A 16684-nucleotide genomic window follows, 5' to 3' on the forward strand; every position below is an offset into this window, starting at 1 on the left:
TGGTTTCTCTATACCTCTTCGGGTGTTTTTATGCTGTTGGCTGATTATAGGGTAGGGCTGTCGTCTATGCCCAATTGGTCCCAGATCTCGTCAACCTTTTGTTTAACCTGGGGATCCATGACTATTGGCGTACCCCATTCCCGCTGGGTTTCTCCGGGCCACTTGTTGGTGGCATCCAGGCCCATCTTGGAGCCCAGGCCCGCAACCGGCGAGGCGAAGTCCAGATAGTCTATGGGGGTGTTGTCCACCATCAGGGTGTCGCGAATGGGATCCATACGGGTGGTGATGGCCCAGATCACGTCCTGCCAGTCCCGGCAATTGACGTCATCATCCACCACCACGATAAACTTGGTGTACATAAACTGGCGCAGGAAGGACCAGGCGCCCATCATTACCCGCTTGGCATGGCCCGGGTACTGTTTGCGGATGGAAATCACCGCCATCCGGTAGGAACAACCCTCGGGTGGCAGATAAAAATCAACGATTTCAGGGTACTGCTTACGCAGTATCGGCACAAATACCTCGTTCAGCGCCACCCCCAGCATGGCGGGCTCATCCGGTGGCCGCCCCGTGTAGGTGCTGTGGTAGATGGCGTCTTTCCTGTGACTGATGTGGGTCACGGTAAACACGGGGAAACTGTCGGTCTCGTTGTAGTAGCCGGTGTGATCGCCGTAGGGGCCTTCCTCGGCCATCTCGCCGGGAGCTATGTAACCCTCGAGGATGATCTCGCTGGTGGCCGGCACTTCCAGATCGCAAGAGAGGGCCTTGACCACTTCGGTGCGCTCGCCCCGCAGCAGTCCGGCAAAGGCATATTCGCTCATGCTGTCCGGCACCGGAGTGACGGCGCCGAGAATGGTGACGGGATCGCTGCCCAAGGCCACCACCACAGGGTAGTTTTCACCTGGGTGCTGTTCCTGGAAATCCTTGAAGTCGAGGGCGCCGCCACGGTGTGACAGCCAGCGCATGATGAGCTTGTTCTTGCCCAGCAGCTGCTGGCGGTAGATCCCCAGATTCTGGCGTTTCTGCCGAGGGCCCTTGGTGATGGTCAGACCCCAGGTCATCAGGGGGGCCACATCGCCGGGCCAGCAATGCTGAATGGGCAGCTTGGTCAGATCCACCGCATCGCCGGTCAGGATCACTTCCTGACAGGGGGCCTTGCTGACGGTTTTGGCTGGCATATTGAGCGCCTGCTTGAACAGCGGCAGTTTGGACAGGGCATCCTTGAAACCCCGCGGTGGCTCGGGCTCTTTCAAAAAGGCCAACAGCTCACCCACTTCCCTTAGCGCCAGCGGATCTTCCTTGCCCAGGGCCATGGCGACCCGTTTTGGGGTACCGAACAGGTTGGCCAACACAGGCATACTGTGGCCCTTGGGCTGTTCAAACAGCAGCGCCGGGCCGCCTGCACGCAGCACCCGGTCGCAAATCTCGGTCATTTCGAGATGAGGATCCACCGGATAGCTGACGCGCTTCAACTCACCGTTCGCTTCCAGGTGCGCGATGAAGCTGCGTAAATCCTTAAAACTCATTTGGAAATGGCCTCTGTTTGCAAAACCTTCAAGTGGCGCGCACTATATCATTAATGGCCCCCGGCGAAAACCATGGCCGGGGCACGCCCGCGGGTGGGGAGGCCGAAATGAAACATCCGATATTGACAGTAATTTGCTTGTTGGGAACCTTGTTTGTCTGCACATCCCTGGCGGCCAATTCACCGGAGGCCGGCAGCGAGCACAGGGGCGAAAAGCACCTGGGCACCAACCGGGTCTGGGATGAGGTCCACTGGGGGGACGAGCACAGACACAGGGGCCATAGGCATCACAGGAGTGGTTGGCGCTACGGCATCAATCTGGGCTGGTATTGGAGTAACTACCCCTGGCGCTACGATCCCTGGCGTTCGTCATGGCCCTATTGGGAAAATGACCTCTATATAGATCCCAGAGTGCTTACCTATCCGCAGCCCAGTGAGCCGCTGCCCAGTTATCCCGCCCCGGAACGACGCACTTTGGGACCCATTGAGCGGGTGGAAGGACGCGACAGTCTGCCCGCCAACGCCAGGGTGAGGATAGTCGATGGCCAGCCTCTGTACGAATGGGAAGGTATCTACTACCGCTACGACTGGGTCAGCGAACAATATCTGCCGGTGCCGCAGGAACAGCCATAAGCCCGTATATCCTCCAAAGAAAAAGGCGCCATTGTGGGCGCCTTTTTTGTCTGCCAAGCAGGTTTTAGAAGGTGACAGTTTCCATATCAGACAGGGCGCCGTTGGCGGCATGGATCTGATAAGTGACGCTGTCTCCGCTTGAGGCACCAAAGCGATCGCTGAAGCTGTTGATCGTGGTGGAGCCCACCAGGTTGCCATTGCGGTAGATGTCATAGCTGCTGCTGTTACCGGTCCACTCCAGATTGACCCGGGCGACACCGCGGCGCGACAAGGTGGCGCGGGTGATGGTCAGGTCCATCTCTATGGCAGGCAATACCACATCTATTACCTGGGTGGCACTGGCGCTGGCACCATAGTCGTCGGTTACCGTCAGGGTCACGCTGTAGCTGCCGCTGGTGCTGTAGCTGTGGCTGACATTGGCGCCGCTGCCGCTGCTGCCATCACCGAAGTCCCAGCTCCAGGACACTATCTGGCCGTCGCTGTCACTTGAGGTGCTGCTGAAGCTGTATTGGCCGTCAGTGCCGGTTGTATCGAAGCCGGCGCTGGGGGCCTGATTTGGCACACCGCCGCCGTCAAAGCTGCCCACCAGGCTGGTGCCGCTGTAGCTGCTGTAGCCGTTGATCATCACCCAATAGGTGCCTTCGTTGGCGGGATTCATGGGGCAGCTTTCATTGTTGCCACCTGAGTAGGGGCGACAGTCGTAGCTGGTGCTGGTGGGCGCGGAGCCGAACTTGACGTACAGATCCGCATCGCCGCTGCCACCGGACATATTGAACACCAGGTTGCTGGCTCCCGCGGGCACATCCAGGGTGAAGTAGCGCTTGCTGCCACTGCTGCCGCTGAGGTTATCAACGGACACTCCATTGGTCAGGGCCTGGGCCTCGGGATCGGGGCCTGGGCCAGGATCGTTACAGGGGCTGACACCCACCACGGCAAAGGCCGCATCCACATCGGCCGTGCTGTAGCCCAGATCCGTGGCGGCGCTCTTCACGCCACAGGCACCGGATACATAGGTGCTGTTGGCCGTCCAGTACAACTGGTTGGCCACCACAAACACATGGAAGGCCTTGCGGGTATCCCAGCCACTGGTGTTGGCCAGGGTATAGAAGGCCTTGTTGAACACCCCTGAACTGTAATGCACGTCCAGGCCCTCGTAGTAGTCATTGGCGTGACCGATTGAGCGGCCATCGCGGGTCGGGTCATCCATGTAGCGCAGGGCACCGTTACCCTTGAAGATGTCAGCCCCCACCTCCCAGTCGTTGCTGCCGCGCATAAAGTACTCGGCGGCTTCACCGGCCATGTCGGAGAAGGCTTCATTGATACCGCCGGACTGGGAGCTGTAGACCAGACCCGAGTTCTGTTCGGTAAAGCCGTGGCTGACCTCGTGGGCCGACACATCGAGGGATACCAGCGGATAGAAGGTGGTGGCCCCATCACCGAAGGTCATGGCCTGGCCGTCCCAGAAGGCGTTTTCATAGTTGCTGCTGTAGTGCACCCTCATGCTCAGCTGAAAGGTCAGCGGCGCCGTGTTGTACCACTGGCTGTACATGTTGTAGACCACGTTGCCAAAGTAGTGGGCATCGTTCAGCGGTGAGTAGGCACCGTTGATGCTCTTGACCGTGTTACGGGGACAGGTATAGCTGAAGGCCGTCGTGCCCGAGGTGCCGTGGTTGAGGTTGACGGTTTTGACGTTGGGGCTGTTCATGGTGCAGGTAGAACCCGACTCGGTCACATCCAGGTAGCCATAGTCTGTACCGTACTCATATTGACCTGTCTTCTGGTTGCCACCTGGGCCCGTGCCTATCAGGGCATGGTTCAGACCTTCCCAGCGCTTGAGCACTTCACCGCTGTGGGCATCTATCAGGCTAAAGGGGCGGCTGGGCTCGGCGCCGTCCACCAGGTAGGACACCTGGTACACCAGCCTGGGCTCGTCATTGTCATCGAGGAAGACAAAGAGTTCCGCCTTGTCGTTACGGCTTTTCACTGCGGCGGCGCCGGGAGCTGCCTTGGTGCTCTTGGCCTTGGCTATAGCCTGTTTGGCCTGCAGTTTGGGTTTGACGAAGTCGGCATCCTTATCGATGTTGGCCAGCATCTGGCCCTGAAGGTTGCTGTAGATGCCCATTTCCGAGCGGTCGGCCGCTATGCTGAAACCATAGACGGGGACACCATGGAAATACTGTTGCAGCCTTTCCTTATTGTGGCCCTTGCCCAGGGAAACCTGGCGGCTGGTACGGAATTCCTGTCCCGCCTCCAGGGGTAACATACGGTTGATATCGGCGTTGGATGAAGCGTGCCTGAGGGCGGCCACATCCACGCGGTTGGCGGCATGCGCCGAGGTAGCCAGGGTGGCCGAAACGGCCAAAAACAGCAGTGTGAGTCTTTGTTTGTGCATTGTAGAGTATTCCTTTTGGTGGCAGCGGGCTGAACCCGTGCCGGTGATAAAAGTTTTTACCCAAATAATACAAAGGCTAAGATGGGTCGTGCCGAACCAGGACTGCTGGCTGTCCGGCACAGGCACCGCAGAGGGTGCGGGGATCAATACTAGGAGGCTGCCGACGGGGCAGCAATTATACTAATGCACTAAAATTTAGGCATTATTTGAGGTTTTTATGCTGCTTTGGTGTTGGTTTTGAGTCAAAGCTCTGGTGTGGTAGCGCTTTTGAGGGGCCATGCCTGCACTATGGCCGGCCATTGGGTCAGCGGTAGCTGATTTTCATGGCGATCAGTGGCTCACGGGAGCCCTTTTCAGCCTTGAGTCGGTCCAGATAATCCTGCCACAGCTGCTGCTGGTGGCTTGCCAAGTGATGCAACACCTGCCAGGAATAGAGGCCGGTATTGTGGCCATCGTCGAATACCAACTTGACCGCATAATTGCCCACGGGCTCAATCGCACTGATATTGACGTCTTTCTTGTGGGTAACCAGCACGGGCTGGCCATGGCCGTGTACCTCGGCCGAGGGGGAGTGAACCCGCAGAAACTCGCAGCTCAGTTCAAAACTGCTGCCGTCATCAAAACCGATTTCCAGCAACCTGGACTTACGTTTCAGCTTGAGTGAGGTGACTGTGGGACTGTTCATTTGATCTCCTGTGTGTTCCTGCTCATTGTAAGCCCAAGCGCCGGACAAGAGCAGGGCCTTATCCGGCGCTTGGACACAACCGGGCTCAGCCCTTGAACACCTTACCGTCCTTCATCACAAAGCTGACCTTTTCCAGCAGGGAAATTTGCTCCAGGGGATTGCCATCGACGGCAATCATATCCGCCAGGAAGCCGGCTTTCAGCTGCCCCAGATCTTTCTGTTGCAGCAGACTGGCGCTGTTGATGGTGGCGGCCTGAATCGCCTGCAGCGGGCTCATGCCAAAGGTGACCATGGTGCTGAATTGCTTGCCGTTGTCACCGTGGGGATAGATGGCGGCATCGCTGCCGAACACCATCTTGACTCCGGCCTTGGCGGCGAGACGGAAGCTGTCGCGCTGGGCCTGGGACACCTGCTTTTCCTTGTTGATGTTCTCTTCCGGCACGCCGTTGGCGGCGCCGAAGGCCAGGGTGTATTCGGTGTTGTAGATGTCGCAGGACAGGAAGGTGCCGTGTTTGAGCGCCAGTTTGACCGCCTCGTCATCCATAAAGCTGCAATGCTCTATGCTGTCGATGCCAGCGCGGATGGCGGCCTTGATACCGCCGGTGCCGTGGGCATGGGCGGCGATGATCATCCCGCGCTGGTGGGCCTCTTCGGCGGCAGCGCGCAGCTCATCTTCGCTGTATTGCTGTATGCCCACCTTGGTGCCCTTGGAAAAGACTCCACCGGTGGCGCAAATCTTGATGGTGTTGGCGCCGTATTTGATGTTTTCCCGCACCTTGGCCCGCACAGCCCAAGGGCCGTCGGCCACGCCGCCGGAGACCGAATGCATTTCCGGGGCGCTGAAGTTGTCATCGCAATGACCGCCGGTAATGGACAGGGCATTGGCGGCACTCCAGATGCGCGGGCCGACAATTTCACCGGCATTGATGCCATCACGCACCGCGATCACGCTGTAACCGGCATCCCCCAGATCCCGCACCGTGGTAAAGCCGGCCATCAGGGTGCGCTCGGCATTTTTCACCGCTTTTACGGTTTGTCTTGGCACCGAATAGTTGAGGGCCTCGAGAAAGTTGTCCTCGGCGTCGCTCGACAGGTGCACGTGCATGTCCATCAGTCCTGGTAGCAGGGTTTTACCGGCCAGGTCGAGATGCTCGGCGCCCTGAGGCATGGCCAGACTGTTTCGGGTGCCAACCTGGACTATGCGGTCGCCATCGACCAGCAGCGCCGGCTGCTCAATCAGCTTGCCACTGGCCACGTCCAGCATGGCATCGGCGGTGATATAGGTGGCGGCCTGCAGGCTTGTGCTTGTCAGGCCACAGAGTCCGGAAATCAGCCCCGAGAGCAGTAGGGTTTTCGTTTTCATCTTATTGTTCTCTTTTTTATTTTATTCAGTGTATGTCGTCAAAGGTACAGCCGCGGCCAGCATACCCCATGGCCTGTTTGCTGGCTATTGGGCCGGTCAGCAGCCAATGCGCGCCATCGCGTCGTTGGCAAAATGGTAAAAGGCATCCTGGGGCTTGTCCTGGCGCCACATGGCGCTGTCATCCAGTCCCAGCAGCAGGCCGCGCAGCACCACAGTGGTTATCCCGTGGCTGACTATGATGACCCGCTCCGGCGTGGCGGGATCCTGCAGCCACTCCAGCAGCCGCGCCCGAATCGCCGCCAGGGTTTCCGCCCCCGGCGCCTGCAGATACCAATCGTTGCGCCCGGCAAGTACCGGATAGGCGGCGTGGATGTCGGCAATGCGAGCCATTTCCCACTCGCCGAGTCCGGCTTCCATCAGTCGTGGTTCCTGAGCTATGGCTGTTGTGGCCAAGCCCAGCTCGGCTGCAACCAGAGCAGCGGTTTCCATGGCCCGGCCAAGGGGGCTCGACAGCAGTTGAAAGCCAGCTGTGTCACAGGGCGGATTGGCCAGTGTTTTGCCGTAGGCCCTGGCCTGGGCGCGGCCAAGGTCGGTCAGCGGCGAGTTGCAGTGCCCCTGCAGCTTGCCGTCGGCGTTAAATTCGGTCTGGCCGTGACGCAGTATGTAGATCTCTTGGAGCATAAGAAGGGGCAAAAACAGTCGATGACAAAGGTTGGCAATGTAACCCGAAGTCATGTGGGGCTCAAGCCGGGCCGCAGATTGCAGTACAGGCCAAGATGATACAATTTTGCACAAGCTTGCTGACGCACCGTGCAGGAAGGTGTGTATAGAATATAATTTCATGGGCTGACTCAGTAAATTCGGCTCCCAGGGATAAAAGTACACAAGGACTCCGCTATTGAATTTTTTCCATTCGGAAAAGAGGCATCGGACGCTTGCCTCAATGAAAAGCCAGGTGAAACTGATCATCCTGCTGCTTTCCAGTGTTAGCATACTGGTGTTCCTGCTGGGGCTGTTCCAATCCGAAGTGATCAATGGGGTGCGCACCTACGTTCAGGGCGAGGGCCTGTGGGCCAAGGCGGAAAAAGACTCTGTCATGTTGCTGCACAGGTATGTGGACACCAATGATGAAGCCATTTACCGGGAATTCAGCAGGAGCCTGAGTGTGAATCTGGGGGATCGCCGGGCGCGATTGGCGTTGCAGCAAACGCCGCCGGATCTTGCCGCCGCCAGGGCGGGGTTTCTCGCAGGGGGCAACCACCCGGATGATATCGACAGTCTGATTAGTTTTTTCCTTTATTTTCAAGATGTCTCCTATATGCGCGAGGCCATTGCCATCTGGACCGAGGCCGATGAGGAAATTGCCAGATTGCAGCAATTGGGAGAATTTGCCTTCCAGGCTCACCAGCGTGGTGATGACGACATGTTGCAGCTGTTGCAGCAGCGGGTGAACGAACTGAACAGCAAACTCAATCGGCTGGAAATAGATTTCTCCGGGGTGCTCAGCGATGGCTCGCGCTGGGTCAAGCAGGTCACCTTGTATGTCTCTGTTTTCTCAATGGTCTTCCTTATAGGCATCGCCTTGTATATTTCGCGGCGCATCACCCAAAGGCTCAATGACACTGAGGTGCAGTTGCGTTTCAGCCAGAACCGGCTCAACAGCCTGTTGCAATCTGAACTGCTGGGGATCCTCGACTGGGATGCCAATGGTGGTGTTCTTGATGCCAATGATGTGTTTCTCAATATGCTCGGCTATAGCCGTGAGGAGCTGAACTCCGGGTGCCTCAATTGGCGCAACATCACGCCGGAGGAATTTCACGATGCTGATGCTGCTGCCATGATGCAGATTGAACGGGAAGGTTATTGCACCCCCTTTGAAAAGGAGTTTATCCATAAAGAGGGTCACAGGGTGCCGGTCTATGTGGGCGGCGCCCTGTTTGATGGTCACAGTGACCAGGGCATAGCCTTTGTGCTGGATCAGACGCTGAAGAAAGAGGTGGAGCAGCAACTGCGCCTGTCAGCCAGCGTCCTGGAAGGCAGCCGCGATGCCATAGTGATTACCGATGGTCACGGGCAAGTGATCCGGGTGAACCAGGCCTATTGCGACCTGACCGGCTTGGCAAAGGAGTCTTTGCTCGGGCGGCGGCTGGATAGCCTGTTTACCGCCAATGGTGCCACCATCAGTGAACTGTTGCAGACAAAAGGCTATTGGCAGGGGGATGCTGAGTTACTGAAGCGGCAGGAGCAAAGCGTTCCCGTGCTCGGCAGCATCAATTCGGTGGCCAGTGATGCAGGTGATTTGTTGTACTATGTCGCGATTTTTGTCGACATCAGTGAGCGGGTGGTGCAGGAGCGCAAGCTCTGGGATCTGGCCCGTTACGATCATTTAACCGGCCTGGTGAACAAACACTTTTATTCGGAATTGGTGACCAAGGCGCTGGAGCGGGCCAAGGCCAGCGGCAACCGCTGTGCCTTCTTCTTTATCGATTTGGACAAGTTCAAACCGGTGAACGACAGCTATGGTCATCATGTGGGCGATCAACTTTTGGCCGCCGTAGCCGAGCGTTTGACCACCACGGTCCGCAGCCATGACATAGTCTCGCGCCATGGCGGCGACGAGTTTTCCATCATAGTTGAAGATGTGGGCTCCAAAGAAAACGCAGCCATGATAGCCCGCAAGATCATCGACAATGTGCAGAAGCCTTTTCACATCGAAGGCCGACAGATCCATGTCAGTTGCAGCGTGGGTATCAGCCTGTATCCCGACCACGGCCACAATGCCAGCGGACTTATCCGCGCCGCCGATCAGGCCATGTATGAGGCCAAGAGTTCCGCCGCGGACGGCTATCAGATCTATCAGCTGATGTAAGCGGGTCGTCAGTCAGTTGCCGCCAAGGCGCTCGGCTATCACGGCGCCGATGCCGGCACCGACCGCCAGGCAGATGGCGATCCACAACCCGAGATCATCGGCGAACTGTCCTATGACTACACCCACCACCACACCCAGGCTAATGCCGACACCTATGGCTTTTTCCCTGGCAGCGAATTGCTGCTCTTGCTTGTCTTTGTTCATGGCCTTTTCCTTGGTTAATGAATGCTTATCTCTGCCGGCCCCGGGATTGCAGTATTGTCCGAGTTTTCACAATCACCGGCCCTTGAGTGCATGGGCAGCAAGTACATGGTGCAGCAAATAGCCGCTGAAATATAGTTCATGGGGAGTGGCAGTGGATCGGGTATGAATTCCGAATTTGGTTTCTTGGTGTTCGTGACTCATTGGTCACTAACGACATACACCATTTGAATTTTGTAAATAATTACATACAATCAAGTTTATGGAAGCTGCGAGCTTGAAATCATGGACTTAAATGAATTTATCCTTCTGGTCGACGACGATCAGGAATTGACAGAACTGTTGAGCGACTTCCTCGGCAAGAATGGCTTTGAGGTCAGAACCGAGGCCAACGGTGCGGCAGCCGCGAGGCGTATCATTGAGGAGCGTCCGCGTCTGGTGGTATTGGATGTGATGTTGCCCGAGCTTGATGGCCTGTCTATTTGTCGCAAAGTGCGGGCCAGCTATCCCGGTCCGATACTTATGCTCACAGGTCTGGGGGATGATATAGACGAAGTGGCCGGGCTCGAAACCGGGGCCGATGACTATATCGCCAAGCCGGTGCGTTCGCGGGTGCTGCTGGCCAGGATCCGCAGTCTGTTGCGGCGCTACGAGCTGCTGGAAAACCTGAAACAGGAACCGGCGGTGGTCAATACCGAAGTGCAACTTGTGGTCAATGGACTGCGCCTGGACAAGCTTGCCCGCAGTGCCAGTCTGCACGGAACCGCCCTGGAGCTGACCATAGCCGAATTTGAGTTGCTGTGGTTGCTGGCCAAACACGCGGGACGGACTCTGGACAGGGATGCAATTTGCGATCACTTCAGGGAGTTGGGATACGACAGCACGCACCGCACCATAGATCTCAGGGTATCGCACCTGAGGCGCAAAATGGGTGACGATCCCAGGGAGCCGGTGCTCATTAAAACCATGCGTGGCCAAGGCTACGTTTTGACAGTGAAGTGATTGCAATGAAATCAGCAATGTCCCGCCACCAATGGCTCCTGCTGGGGATAGGGATCACGCTGATTTTGCTGTTATTGCTGCTGCCCTCCGACAAAAGCCAGACCCAGGTTGCGCCCCCTACACCCCAGAGTCAGAAGATTGAAGCCCTGCTGGCGTTGGCCGCCTCGTCCAGAAACGAAGAGCCGCAAAAGACCCTGGAATACGGTGAGCAGGCATTGGCCTTGCTGGCGCAGTCGCCGGATGCTGAAGCGGAAGTGATGGCGCTCAGTAATCTCGCCTGGGCGAAGATGATGCTGGGTCAGTTTACCGATGCGGCCCGCCTGGGGGAGCAGGCATTGTCTGTGGCCGAGACGCAAACAGATCAGACTCTGCTGGTGGTACCCCTCAATGTGACCGGGCTGATTTATTGGCGCCAGAGTCAACTGGATAAGGCCCTGACCTATTACCAGAGAGCTCTGACGCTGGCGAAGGAGCTTGGCAAGCCGTCTTTTGAAGCGACCACTTACATCAACATGGGCCTGATATACAGTGACAAGGCCGAGTATCAGCAAGCGCTGGAATGTTTCAGTAAGGCCAGGGATATTCACAGTGGTTTGGGAGAGGAGCGGCCACTGGCCACGGCACTGAATAATATCGCCGGTATCTATGCCGCTCTGGGCGATTTTGGCGAGGCACTGGCAAATCAGCAACAGGCGCTCAGGATCCGGGAGCAACTGGATGACAGGCCCGGCATTGCCGAGCTGCATCACAACATCGGCATTACCTATGAACATATAGGCGATCTCAAGGCCGCCAAGGTGCAACTGCAAACCGGCCTGGCGGGATTCGAGGCCCTGGGTGACAAGACAGGCATGGCCCAGGCACTGAATGCCTTGGGCACGGTCAATCAAAAACAACAGCAATACGACGCCGCCAAGACCAATATGGAGCGGGCGCTCGCCTATGGCGAAGAACTGAATGACGGCAATATCACCGGCGAAGCCTTGCTCAGTCTGGGCAAATTACATCTTGCTCAGGGCGACCCCCAAAAAGCCAGGCGCTACCTGGAGCGTGGCCTGGCCATAGCCGATCGTCTTGGTCTGGTGGCACTGCAGGCGGAGGGGCGCTTGCGCCTGGCCGACTATTTTCTTGCGGTGGGGCTTGGGGATCTTGCCCTGGAGCGAGCCAATCAGGCCTTGCAGCAGGCATTGGCCAGCGGCGATCGCAGCCAGCTCAGGGACGCCAATGCGTTACTGGCACAAATTTATGAACGCAAAGGGGATTTTCGCCAGGCACTGGCCAGTCACAAGGAATTTAAAAGCATCAATGATGCCCTGTTCAACAGCGCGTCCCAGGAGCGACTGGCCTGGCTGCGCAGTTCGTTCGAAGATGAAAAGCGGCAGCGGCAGATAGCCCAGTTGGAGCGGGACAAAGCACTGCAGGATGAGGTGATCCGGCAGCAGCGCTTCACCCGCAATATCTGGATTGTGGCTCTGGTGGCCCTGGCAGCTATTTTGTTGCTGCTTTACGGGCGCCACAGCCAAGCCAGAGTGAATCACGCCCTGCAGCGTGCCATCCTGATGCAACGTAACTTAATGCAGGCGGTAGCACATGAGTTCAGGGCCCCCCTGGCCAGGGTGCAATTGGCCTTTGATATGTTGCTTGAGGCCGATGCCGGCGAAAGGCCTCAGCTTGAAGACAGGATCCTCAAAGGGCTGGAAGAATTGGATGAGCTTATCCGAGAGATAGTGAAACTCATCAAGGCCGAAGGCAGCCCCAGAAGGGCGCCGGCGGAGGGCATAGAGTTGGCCCCCTTGCTGGAAACCCTGGTGGCCAGGCTGCAACCCTTGTTTCCGGATAAACAGGTGGGCTTGAGCAATGCCGGCCCCGAGCTGCAGATCATGGCCAGCAAGAAGCACTTTGAGTGGCTTATCAATAACCTGCTTTCCAATGCGCTCAGATACAGTCGTGAGCAGGTGCAAATAGCCTGCTCCGTTGAGCCCGGGCATATCAGCATAGTGGTTGATGATGATGGCCCCGGGGTGCCAGAGGAGGAGCGGGAAAGGATCTTTGAACCTTTTGTCCGCCTCGATCCCAGTCGTACCCGCGCCACCGGTGGCGTCGGCCTGGGTCTGGCCATCGCCCGCCGGCTGGCCGAAAATGGCCGCGGCCATATCGAAGTCAGTGACAGCCCCTTGGGTGGTGCTCGCTTTAAATTAATTTGGCCCCGCTGACCACATATAGCCCCCTTCCTACAAAGTGTGTGAAAACATACAAATCAGTGATTTGACCGCAATCACACCTTCCTAAACGCCCTTTATTCAGTCTTCTGTTGGACTTTTGCTGTTCAAAAAGTGACTTTTTGTTTGCTTTTTGTTTTTTGTGTGACTAAATTGTGTCTGAGCGCATACACAAACATTACATATAGTGCGCTCTGAACCTCAGGAGAACACAAATGAGAAAGCCACATATCCGCTTAAGCCGCTTAACGCTGGCGATGCTGTCAACATCGCTGATGGCGGTGTCTGCACCAACACTCGCGGCCAAAAAGCTCGAAGCCAAAGATGATTTCGAACCATCCTCTGTGATTGTCAAATTCAAGGAAAGTGCCAAGAAGGCCGAGCGCAAGCAACTCGCCAACCTGCTGGGCGCCTCGTTCAAGGACAAGAATGACGACGGCGTTGACGATCGCTTCCGCAATATCGCCAAGGGGCGTCTGGCAGAGCTGACGTTGCCTATTGGCCTTGACCCCAGGGTGGTAATTGAGCGCCTTAAGCACAACCCCCATGTCGAGTTCGCCGAGCTCAATACCCGTTTTCATCCTTCCGTGGTGCCCAACGACCCGCTGTACGGTCAGCTGTGGGGCATGCCCATGATCAGCGCCGAAAAGGCCTGGGAAATGAATATGGGCACCAAGAATGTGGTGGTTGGCATCATTGACACCGGCTTTGATTACACTCATCCGGACCTGCGTGACAATATCTGGACCAACCCCAATGAAGTAGCTGATAACGGTATAGATGACGACGGTAACGGCTACATCGACGATATCCATGGTATTTCCGCCATCAATGACAACGGCAATCCCATGGATACCCATTACCACGGTACCCACGTGGCCGGCACCATTGGTGCCACCGGAAACAACGGTATCGGTGTGGCAGGGGTGAACTGGAACACCTCCATGATTGGTTGTTCTTTCCTGGGCGGTCAGGGGGGCACCACGGCTGACGCTATCCAGTGTCTCGATTACATGGTTGACATGAAAAACCGCGGCGTGAACATCCGCGTACTGAACAACTCCTGGGGTGGCGGTGCCTTCAGTCAGGCACTGAAAGATGCCATTGCTGCCGCCGACAATGCCGGCATGCTGTTCGTTGCCGCCGCGGGTAACGACGCCGTCGATAACGATGTCAATGAGAACTGGCCATCGAATTATGATGTACCTAACGTATTGGCCGTGGCCTCAACCACCAGTACCGATGCCATGTCCAGCTTCTCCCAGTGGGGTCTGAACACAGTCGACATGGGTGCCCCGGGCTCAAATGTTTACTCCACCATTCCGGGTAGTGATTATAACACCCTGAGCGGTACTTCTATGGCGACACCGCACGTGGCCGGTGCCGCGGCGCTGGTATTGGCAGCCGATCCTTCTTTGACCACAGCCGATGTGAAAAACATTCTGATGGCTTCAGGGGATCCCAACGCCGCCCTGGAAGGCAAGACGGTTTCCGGTAAGCGCCTGAACGTGGAAAGCGCCCTGAACATGGCCGGTGCCGGTGGTCCGGGTTACTACCTGCTGGTGAGTCCACCCAGCCGTACCGTTAACCAGGGGTCACCCACCTTCTTCGATATCGATATGAATGCCGTGGGTGGTTATAACGGCAACGCGACCTTCAGCGCTGAAGTGCCGGCTGGCCTTAATGCCGTGGTCAGCTTCTCCAATACCACGGTTCCTGCCGATGGTATGACGACCATGACGGTAACCACAGACTCAAACACAGCGCTGGGCAACCACGTGATCACCATCAATGCGGTGGACGGTGATATCACCAAGAGTATTGATGTCAGCCTGCTGGTGTATCCTGCCGGTACCTTCAGCACTACCTACAGCAACACCACTCAGGTATCCATTCCCGACAACGATGCCAACGGTATCAGCAGTATCATCAATGTACCCATGAACCTGACCCTGACGGATCTGGTCGTGAATGTGGATATCACCCACTCCTACATTGCCGATTTGCTTGTGACCCTGACCTCACCCAGTGGTCGTACCGTCACCCTGCACAACCATACCGGTGGCAGTGCCGACAACCTGGTGGCCAGCTTCCCGCTGGAGGATTTCGACCTGGAAGACGCTTTTGGTGACTGGATCCTCAAGGTTGCCGATACTGCCGGTCAGGATGTGGGCACCCTTAACAGCTGGAGTCTGGATGTGACCGGTGGCTCGCAGCCGGGTACCAACCTGCCTCCCACTGTGACCCTGGGCCAGAACCTGGCAAATGCCCTGTACCTGCCCGGCGATGCCATTCACTTTGTGGCCGACGCCCAGGACTCTGAAGACGGCGATGTGCGTGCCTCTTTGGTGTGGATTTCCAGCCTGGACGGTCAGATAGGCACAGGTGGCAGCTTCACCCGCGCAGATCTGAGCCAGGGTAGCCACCAGATCACTGTGACTGCCACTGACAGTCAGGGTGTGACCAGCAGCCGTGAGTTCTTTCTGTATGTTGTTAGTGACGGCACCGTTGTTTCCTACGAGGACACTACGCGTCAACCACTCCCTGATATGGCTACAGTAATCGCCGAAATCGAAGTGCCCTTGGGGGTCAAGATCCGCGACATGAGCTTGTTCGTTGATATTCAACACAGTTTTGCCAACGACATGCTGATCCATCTGGTGTCTCCAAACGGTACCCGGGTTGAGATTTTTGATCGCAAAGCAAGCGGTGAGTACTACCGTGATCTGGTGAAGACCTTCTTCCCGGTTGAATTCAACGGTGAAGTTGCCACAGGCATCTGGCAGTTGGTCATCAAGGATGAATGGAGCAACAACTCCGGTTGGCTGAACCGTTGGGAACTGAGCTTTACCCATGACGGCAGTGGCAGCGACCCGGTTAACGCCGCGCCTGTGGTCAGCATCAGCGACCCTGTAGGTGGCACGAGCTTTACCGAAGGTGATCTGGTGACCTTCGTGGCCTCTGCCAATGATGCCGAAGATGGTGATGTCACCAACACCCTGGTGTGGTCTTCCAACCTTGACGGCGTTATCGGCAACGGTGCCAACTTCAGCACCACGGCACTGAGTGTGGGCAGCCACACTGTAACCGCCAGCGCGTCCGACAGCGCCAATGCGTCCGGTGAAGCGGTTGTTTCTTTGACCGTTAACCCTGCGCCCGTCAACCAGTTGCCGACCGCTGAGTTCAGCTTCACGGCCGCCGGTCTGAATGTGAACTTCAGTGACCAGTCCGGAGACACTGACGGTGCGGTAGTGACCTGGCTCTGGGACTTCGGTGATGGTGAGATATCCAGCCTGGCCAACCCAAGCCACAGCTATGCCACAGGTGGCAGCTACCAGGTCAACCTGACCGTTACCGATAATAGCGGTGACAGCCAAAGCGTGACCCACACAGTCGCAGTGGCAGCCCCAGTGAGCCTGATGGGTAATGGTGTGGTAAGTGGTGACCGGGTGGTTGTGGATCTGGCTTGGTCCGGTTCCAAGAGCAACCTGGTGGATATTTACCGTGATGGCCAGCTGATTGCCAGCACCCGCAATGACGGCAGCTATACCGACCGTTTCAGAAGCGTTGCCGGCAACTTCAGCTACCAGGTGTGTGAGCAGGGCAACAATGCCTGTTCAGAAGTGGTTAATTTCACACCTGAAACCAGCACCAAAGGACGCAATAAGCAGTAAGCCGTAAGCAATAAGCCTTTGCGTCAATACACAGCCGCCTTCCCTGGAAGGCGGCTTTTTTTATTCCGGAGCAGCAATCAATTGGAATATCAAAATGTGCATAAGCCTATGGGTTTTCCTT

General features: G+C 56.8%; 11 protein-coding genes. 5 read left to right on the plus strand and 6 right to left on the minus strand.

Annotated features, from left to right (window positions below; translation table 11 throughout):
- Positions 1 to 44: 44 nt before the first annotated feature.
- Positions 45 to 1526: a 4-hydroxy-3-polyprenylbenzoate decarboxylase gene (ubiD, locus tag JYB84_RS01950; protein WP_207321777.1), complete on the minus strand. Its 1482-nt coding sequence runs from the start codon at positions 1524 to 1526 to the stop codon at positions 45 to 47.
- A gap of 107 nt (positions 1527 to 1633) precedes the next feature.
- Between ubiD and JYB84_RS01955 the strand changes: the two genes are divergently transcribed.
- A complete protein-coding gene (locus tag JYB84_RS01955; RefSeq protein WP_207321778.1) occupies positions 1634 to 2158 on the plus strand; it encodes a hypothetical protein in 525 nt (174 codons plus the stop codon).
- Between the two features lie 64 nt (positions 2159 to 2222).
- On the opposite strand, the gene JYB84_RS01960 is transcribed toward JYB84_RS01955, so the two are convergent.
- From JYB84_RS01960 to JYB84_RS01975, 4 genes are all read right to left on the minus strand, one after another.
- A complete protein-coding gene (locus tag JYB84_RS01960) occupies positions 2223 to 4550 on the minus strand; it encodes a M4 family metallopeptidase (protein ID WP_207321779.1) in 2328 nt (775 codons plus the stop codon).
- A gap of 304 nt (positions 4551 to 4854) precedes the next feature.
- Positions 4855 to 5235: a gamma-butyrobetaine hydroxylase-like domain-containing protein gene (locus JYB84_RS01965; protein ID WP_207321780.1), complete on the minus strand. Its 381-nt coding sequence runs from the start codon at positions 5233 to 5235 to the stop codon at positions 4855 to 4857.
- A gap of 85 nt (positions 5236 to 5320) precedes the next feature.
- Positions 5321 to 6598, minus strand: a complete 1278-nt coding sequence (locus JYB84_RS01970) for a Xaa-Pro dipeptidase (RefSeq protein ID WP_207321781.1) — start codon at positions 6596 to 6598, stop codon at positions 5321 to 5323.
- 96 nt (positions 6599 to 6694) lie between these two features.
- Complete coding sequence (locus tag JYB84_RS01975; RefSeq protein WP_207321782.1) at positions 6695 to 7279, minus strand: histidine phosphatase family protein; 585 nt, start codon at positions 7277 to 7279, stop codon at positions 6695 to 6697.
- 274 nt (positions 7280 to 7553) lie between these two features.
- Here JYB84_RS01975 and JYB84_RS01980 point away from each other — a divergent pair, with 274 nt between their 5' ends.
- On the plus strand, positions 7554 to 9467 hold the full coding sequence (locus JYB84_RS01980; protein ID WP_207321783.1) for a diguanylate cyclase domain-containing protein: 1914 nt from the start codon (positions 7554 to 7556) through the stop codon (positions 9465 to 9467).
- A 12-nt stretch (positions 9468 to 9479) separates the two neighbouring features.
- Here the strand turns inward: JYB84_RS01980 and JYB84_RS01985 are convergent, their stop codons facing one another.
- Entirely contained in the window at positions 9480 to 9671 is a 192-nt protein-coding gene (locus JYB84_RS01985; protein WP_207321784.1) for a hypothetical protein, read from the minus strand.
- A gap of 282 nt (positions 9672 to 9953) precedes the next feature.
- Here JYB84_RS01985 and JYB84_RS01990 point away from each other — a divergent pair, with 282 nt between their 5' ends.
- From JYB84_RS01990 to JYB84_RS02000, 3 genes are all read left to right on the plus strand, one after another.
- A complete protein-coding gene (locus JYB84_RS01990; protein ID WP_207321785.1) occupies positions 9954 to 10670 on the plus strand; it encodes a response regulator transcription factor in 717 nt (238 codons plus the stop codon).
- 5 nt (positions 10671 to 10675) lie between these two features.
- Positions 10676 to 12883 (plus strand): tetratricopeptide repeat protein, encoded by a 2208-nt coding sequence (locus JYB84_RS01995; RefSeq protein WP_207321786.1) that lies wholly within the window; start codon positions 10676 to 10678, stop codon positions 12881 to 12883.
- Positions 12884 to 13104: 221 nt separating this feature from the next.
- Positions 13105 to 16563: a S8 family serine peptidase gene (locus tag JYB84_RS02000; protein ID WP_207321787.1), complete on the plus strand. Its 3459-nt coding sequence runs from the start codon at positions 13105 to 13107 to the stop codon at positions 16561 to 16563.
- Positions 16564 to 16684: the final 121 nt, after the last annotated feature.

The organism is Shewanella cyperi (assembly GCF_017354985.1).
GTDB lineage: Bacteria > Pseudomonadota > Gammaproteobacteria > Enterobacterales > Shewanellaceae > Shewanella > Shewanella cyperi.

Excerpts from the sequence above, each read along its gene's own strand:
- ubiD (WP_207321777.1), bottom strand. The coding sequence starts at position 1,526 with ATGAGTTTTAAGGATTTACGCAGCTTCATCGCGCACCTGGAAGCGAAC.
- JYB84_RS01955 (WP_207321778.1), top strand. The coding sequence starts at position 1,634 with ATGAAACATCCGATATTGACAGTAATTTGCTTGTTGGGAACCTTGTTT.
- JYB84_RS01960 (WP_207321779.1), bottom strand. The coding sequence starts at position 4,550 with ATGCACAAACAAAGACTCACACTGCTGTTTTTGGCCGTTTCGGCCACC.
- JYB84_RS01965 (WP_207321780.1), bottom strand. The coding sequence starts at position 5,235 with ATGAACAGTCCCACAGTCACCTCACTCAAGCTGAAACGTAAGTCCAGG.
- JYB84_RS01970 (WP_207321781.1), bottom strand. The coding sequence starts at position 6,598 with ATGAAAACGAAAACCCTACTGCTCTCGGGGCTGATTTCCGGACTCTGT.
- JYB84_RS01975 (WP_207321782.1), bottom strand. The coding sequence starts at position 7,279 with ATGCTCCAAGAGATCTACATACTGCGTCACGGCCAGACCGAATTTAAC.
- JYB84_RS01985 (WP_207321784.1), bottom strand. The coding sequence starts at position 9,671 with ATGAACAAAGACAAGCAAGAGCAGCAATTCGCTGCCAGGGAAAAAGCC.
- JYB84_RS01990 (WP_207321785.1), top strand. The coding sequence starts at position 9,954 with ATGGACTTAAATGAATTTATCCTTCTGGTCGACGACGATCAGGAATTG.
- JYB84_RS01995 (WP_207321786.1), top strand. The coding sequence starts at position 10,676 with ATGAAATCAGCAATGTCCCGCCACCAATGGCTCCTGCTGGGGATAGGG.
- JYB84_RS02000 (WP_207321787.1), top strand. The coding sequence starts at position 13,105 with ATGAGAAAGCCACATATCCGCTTAAGCCGCTTAACGCTGGCGATGCTG.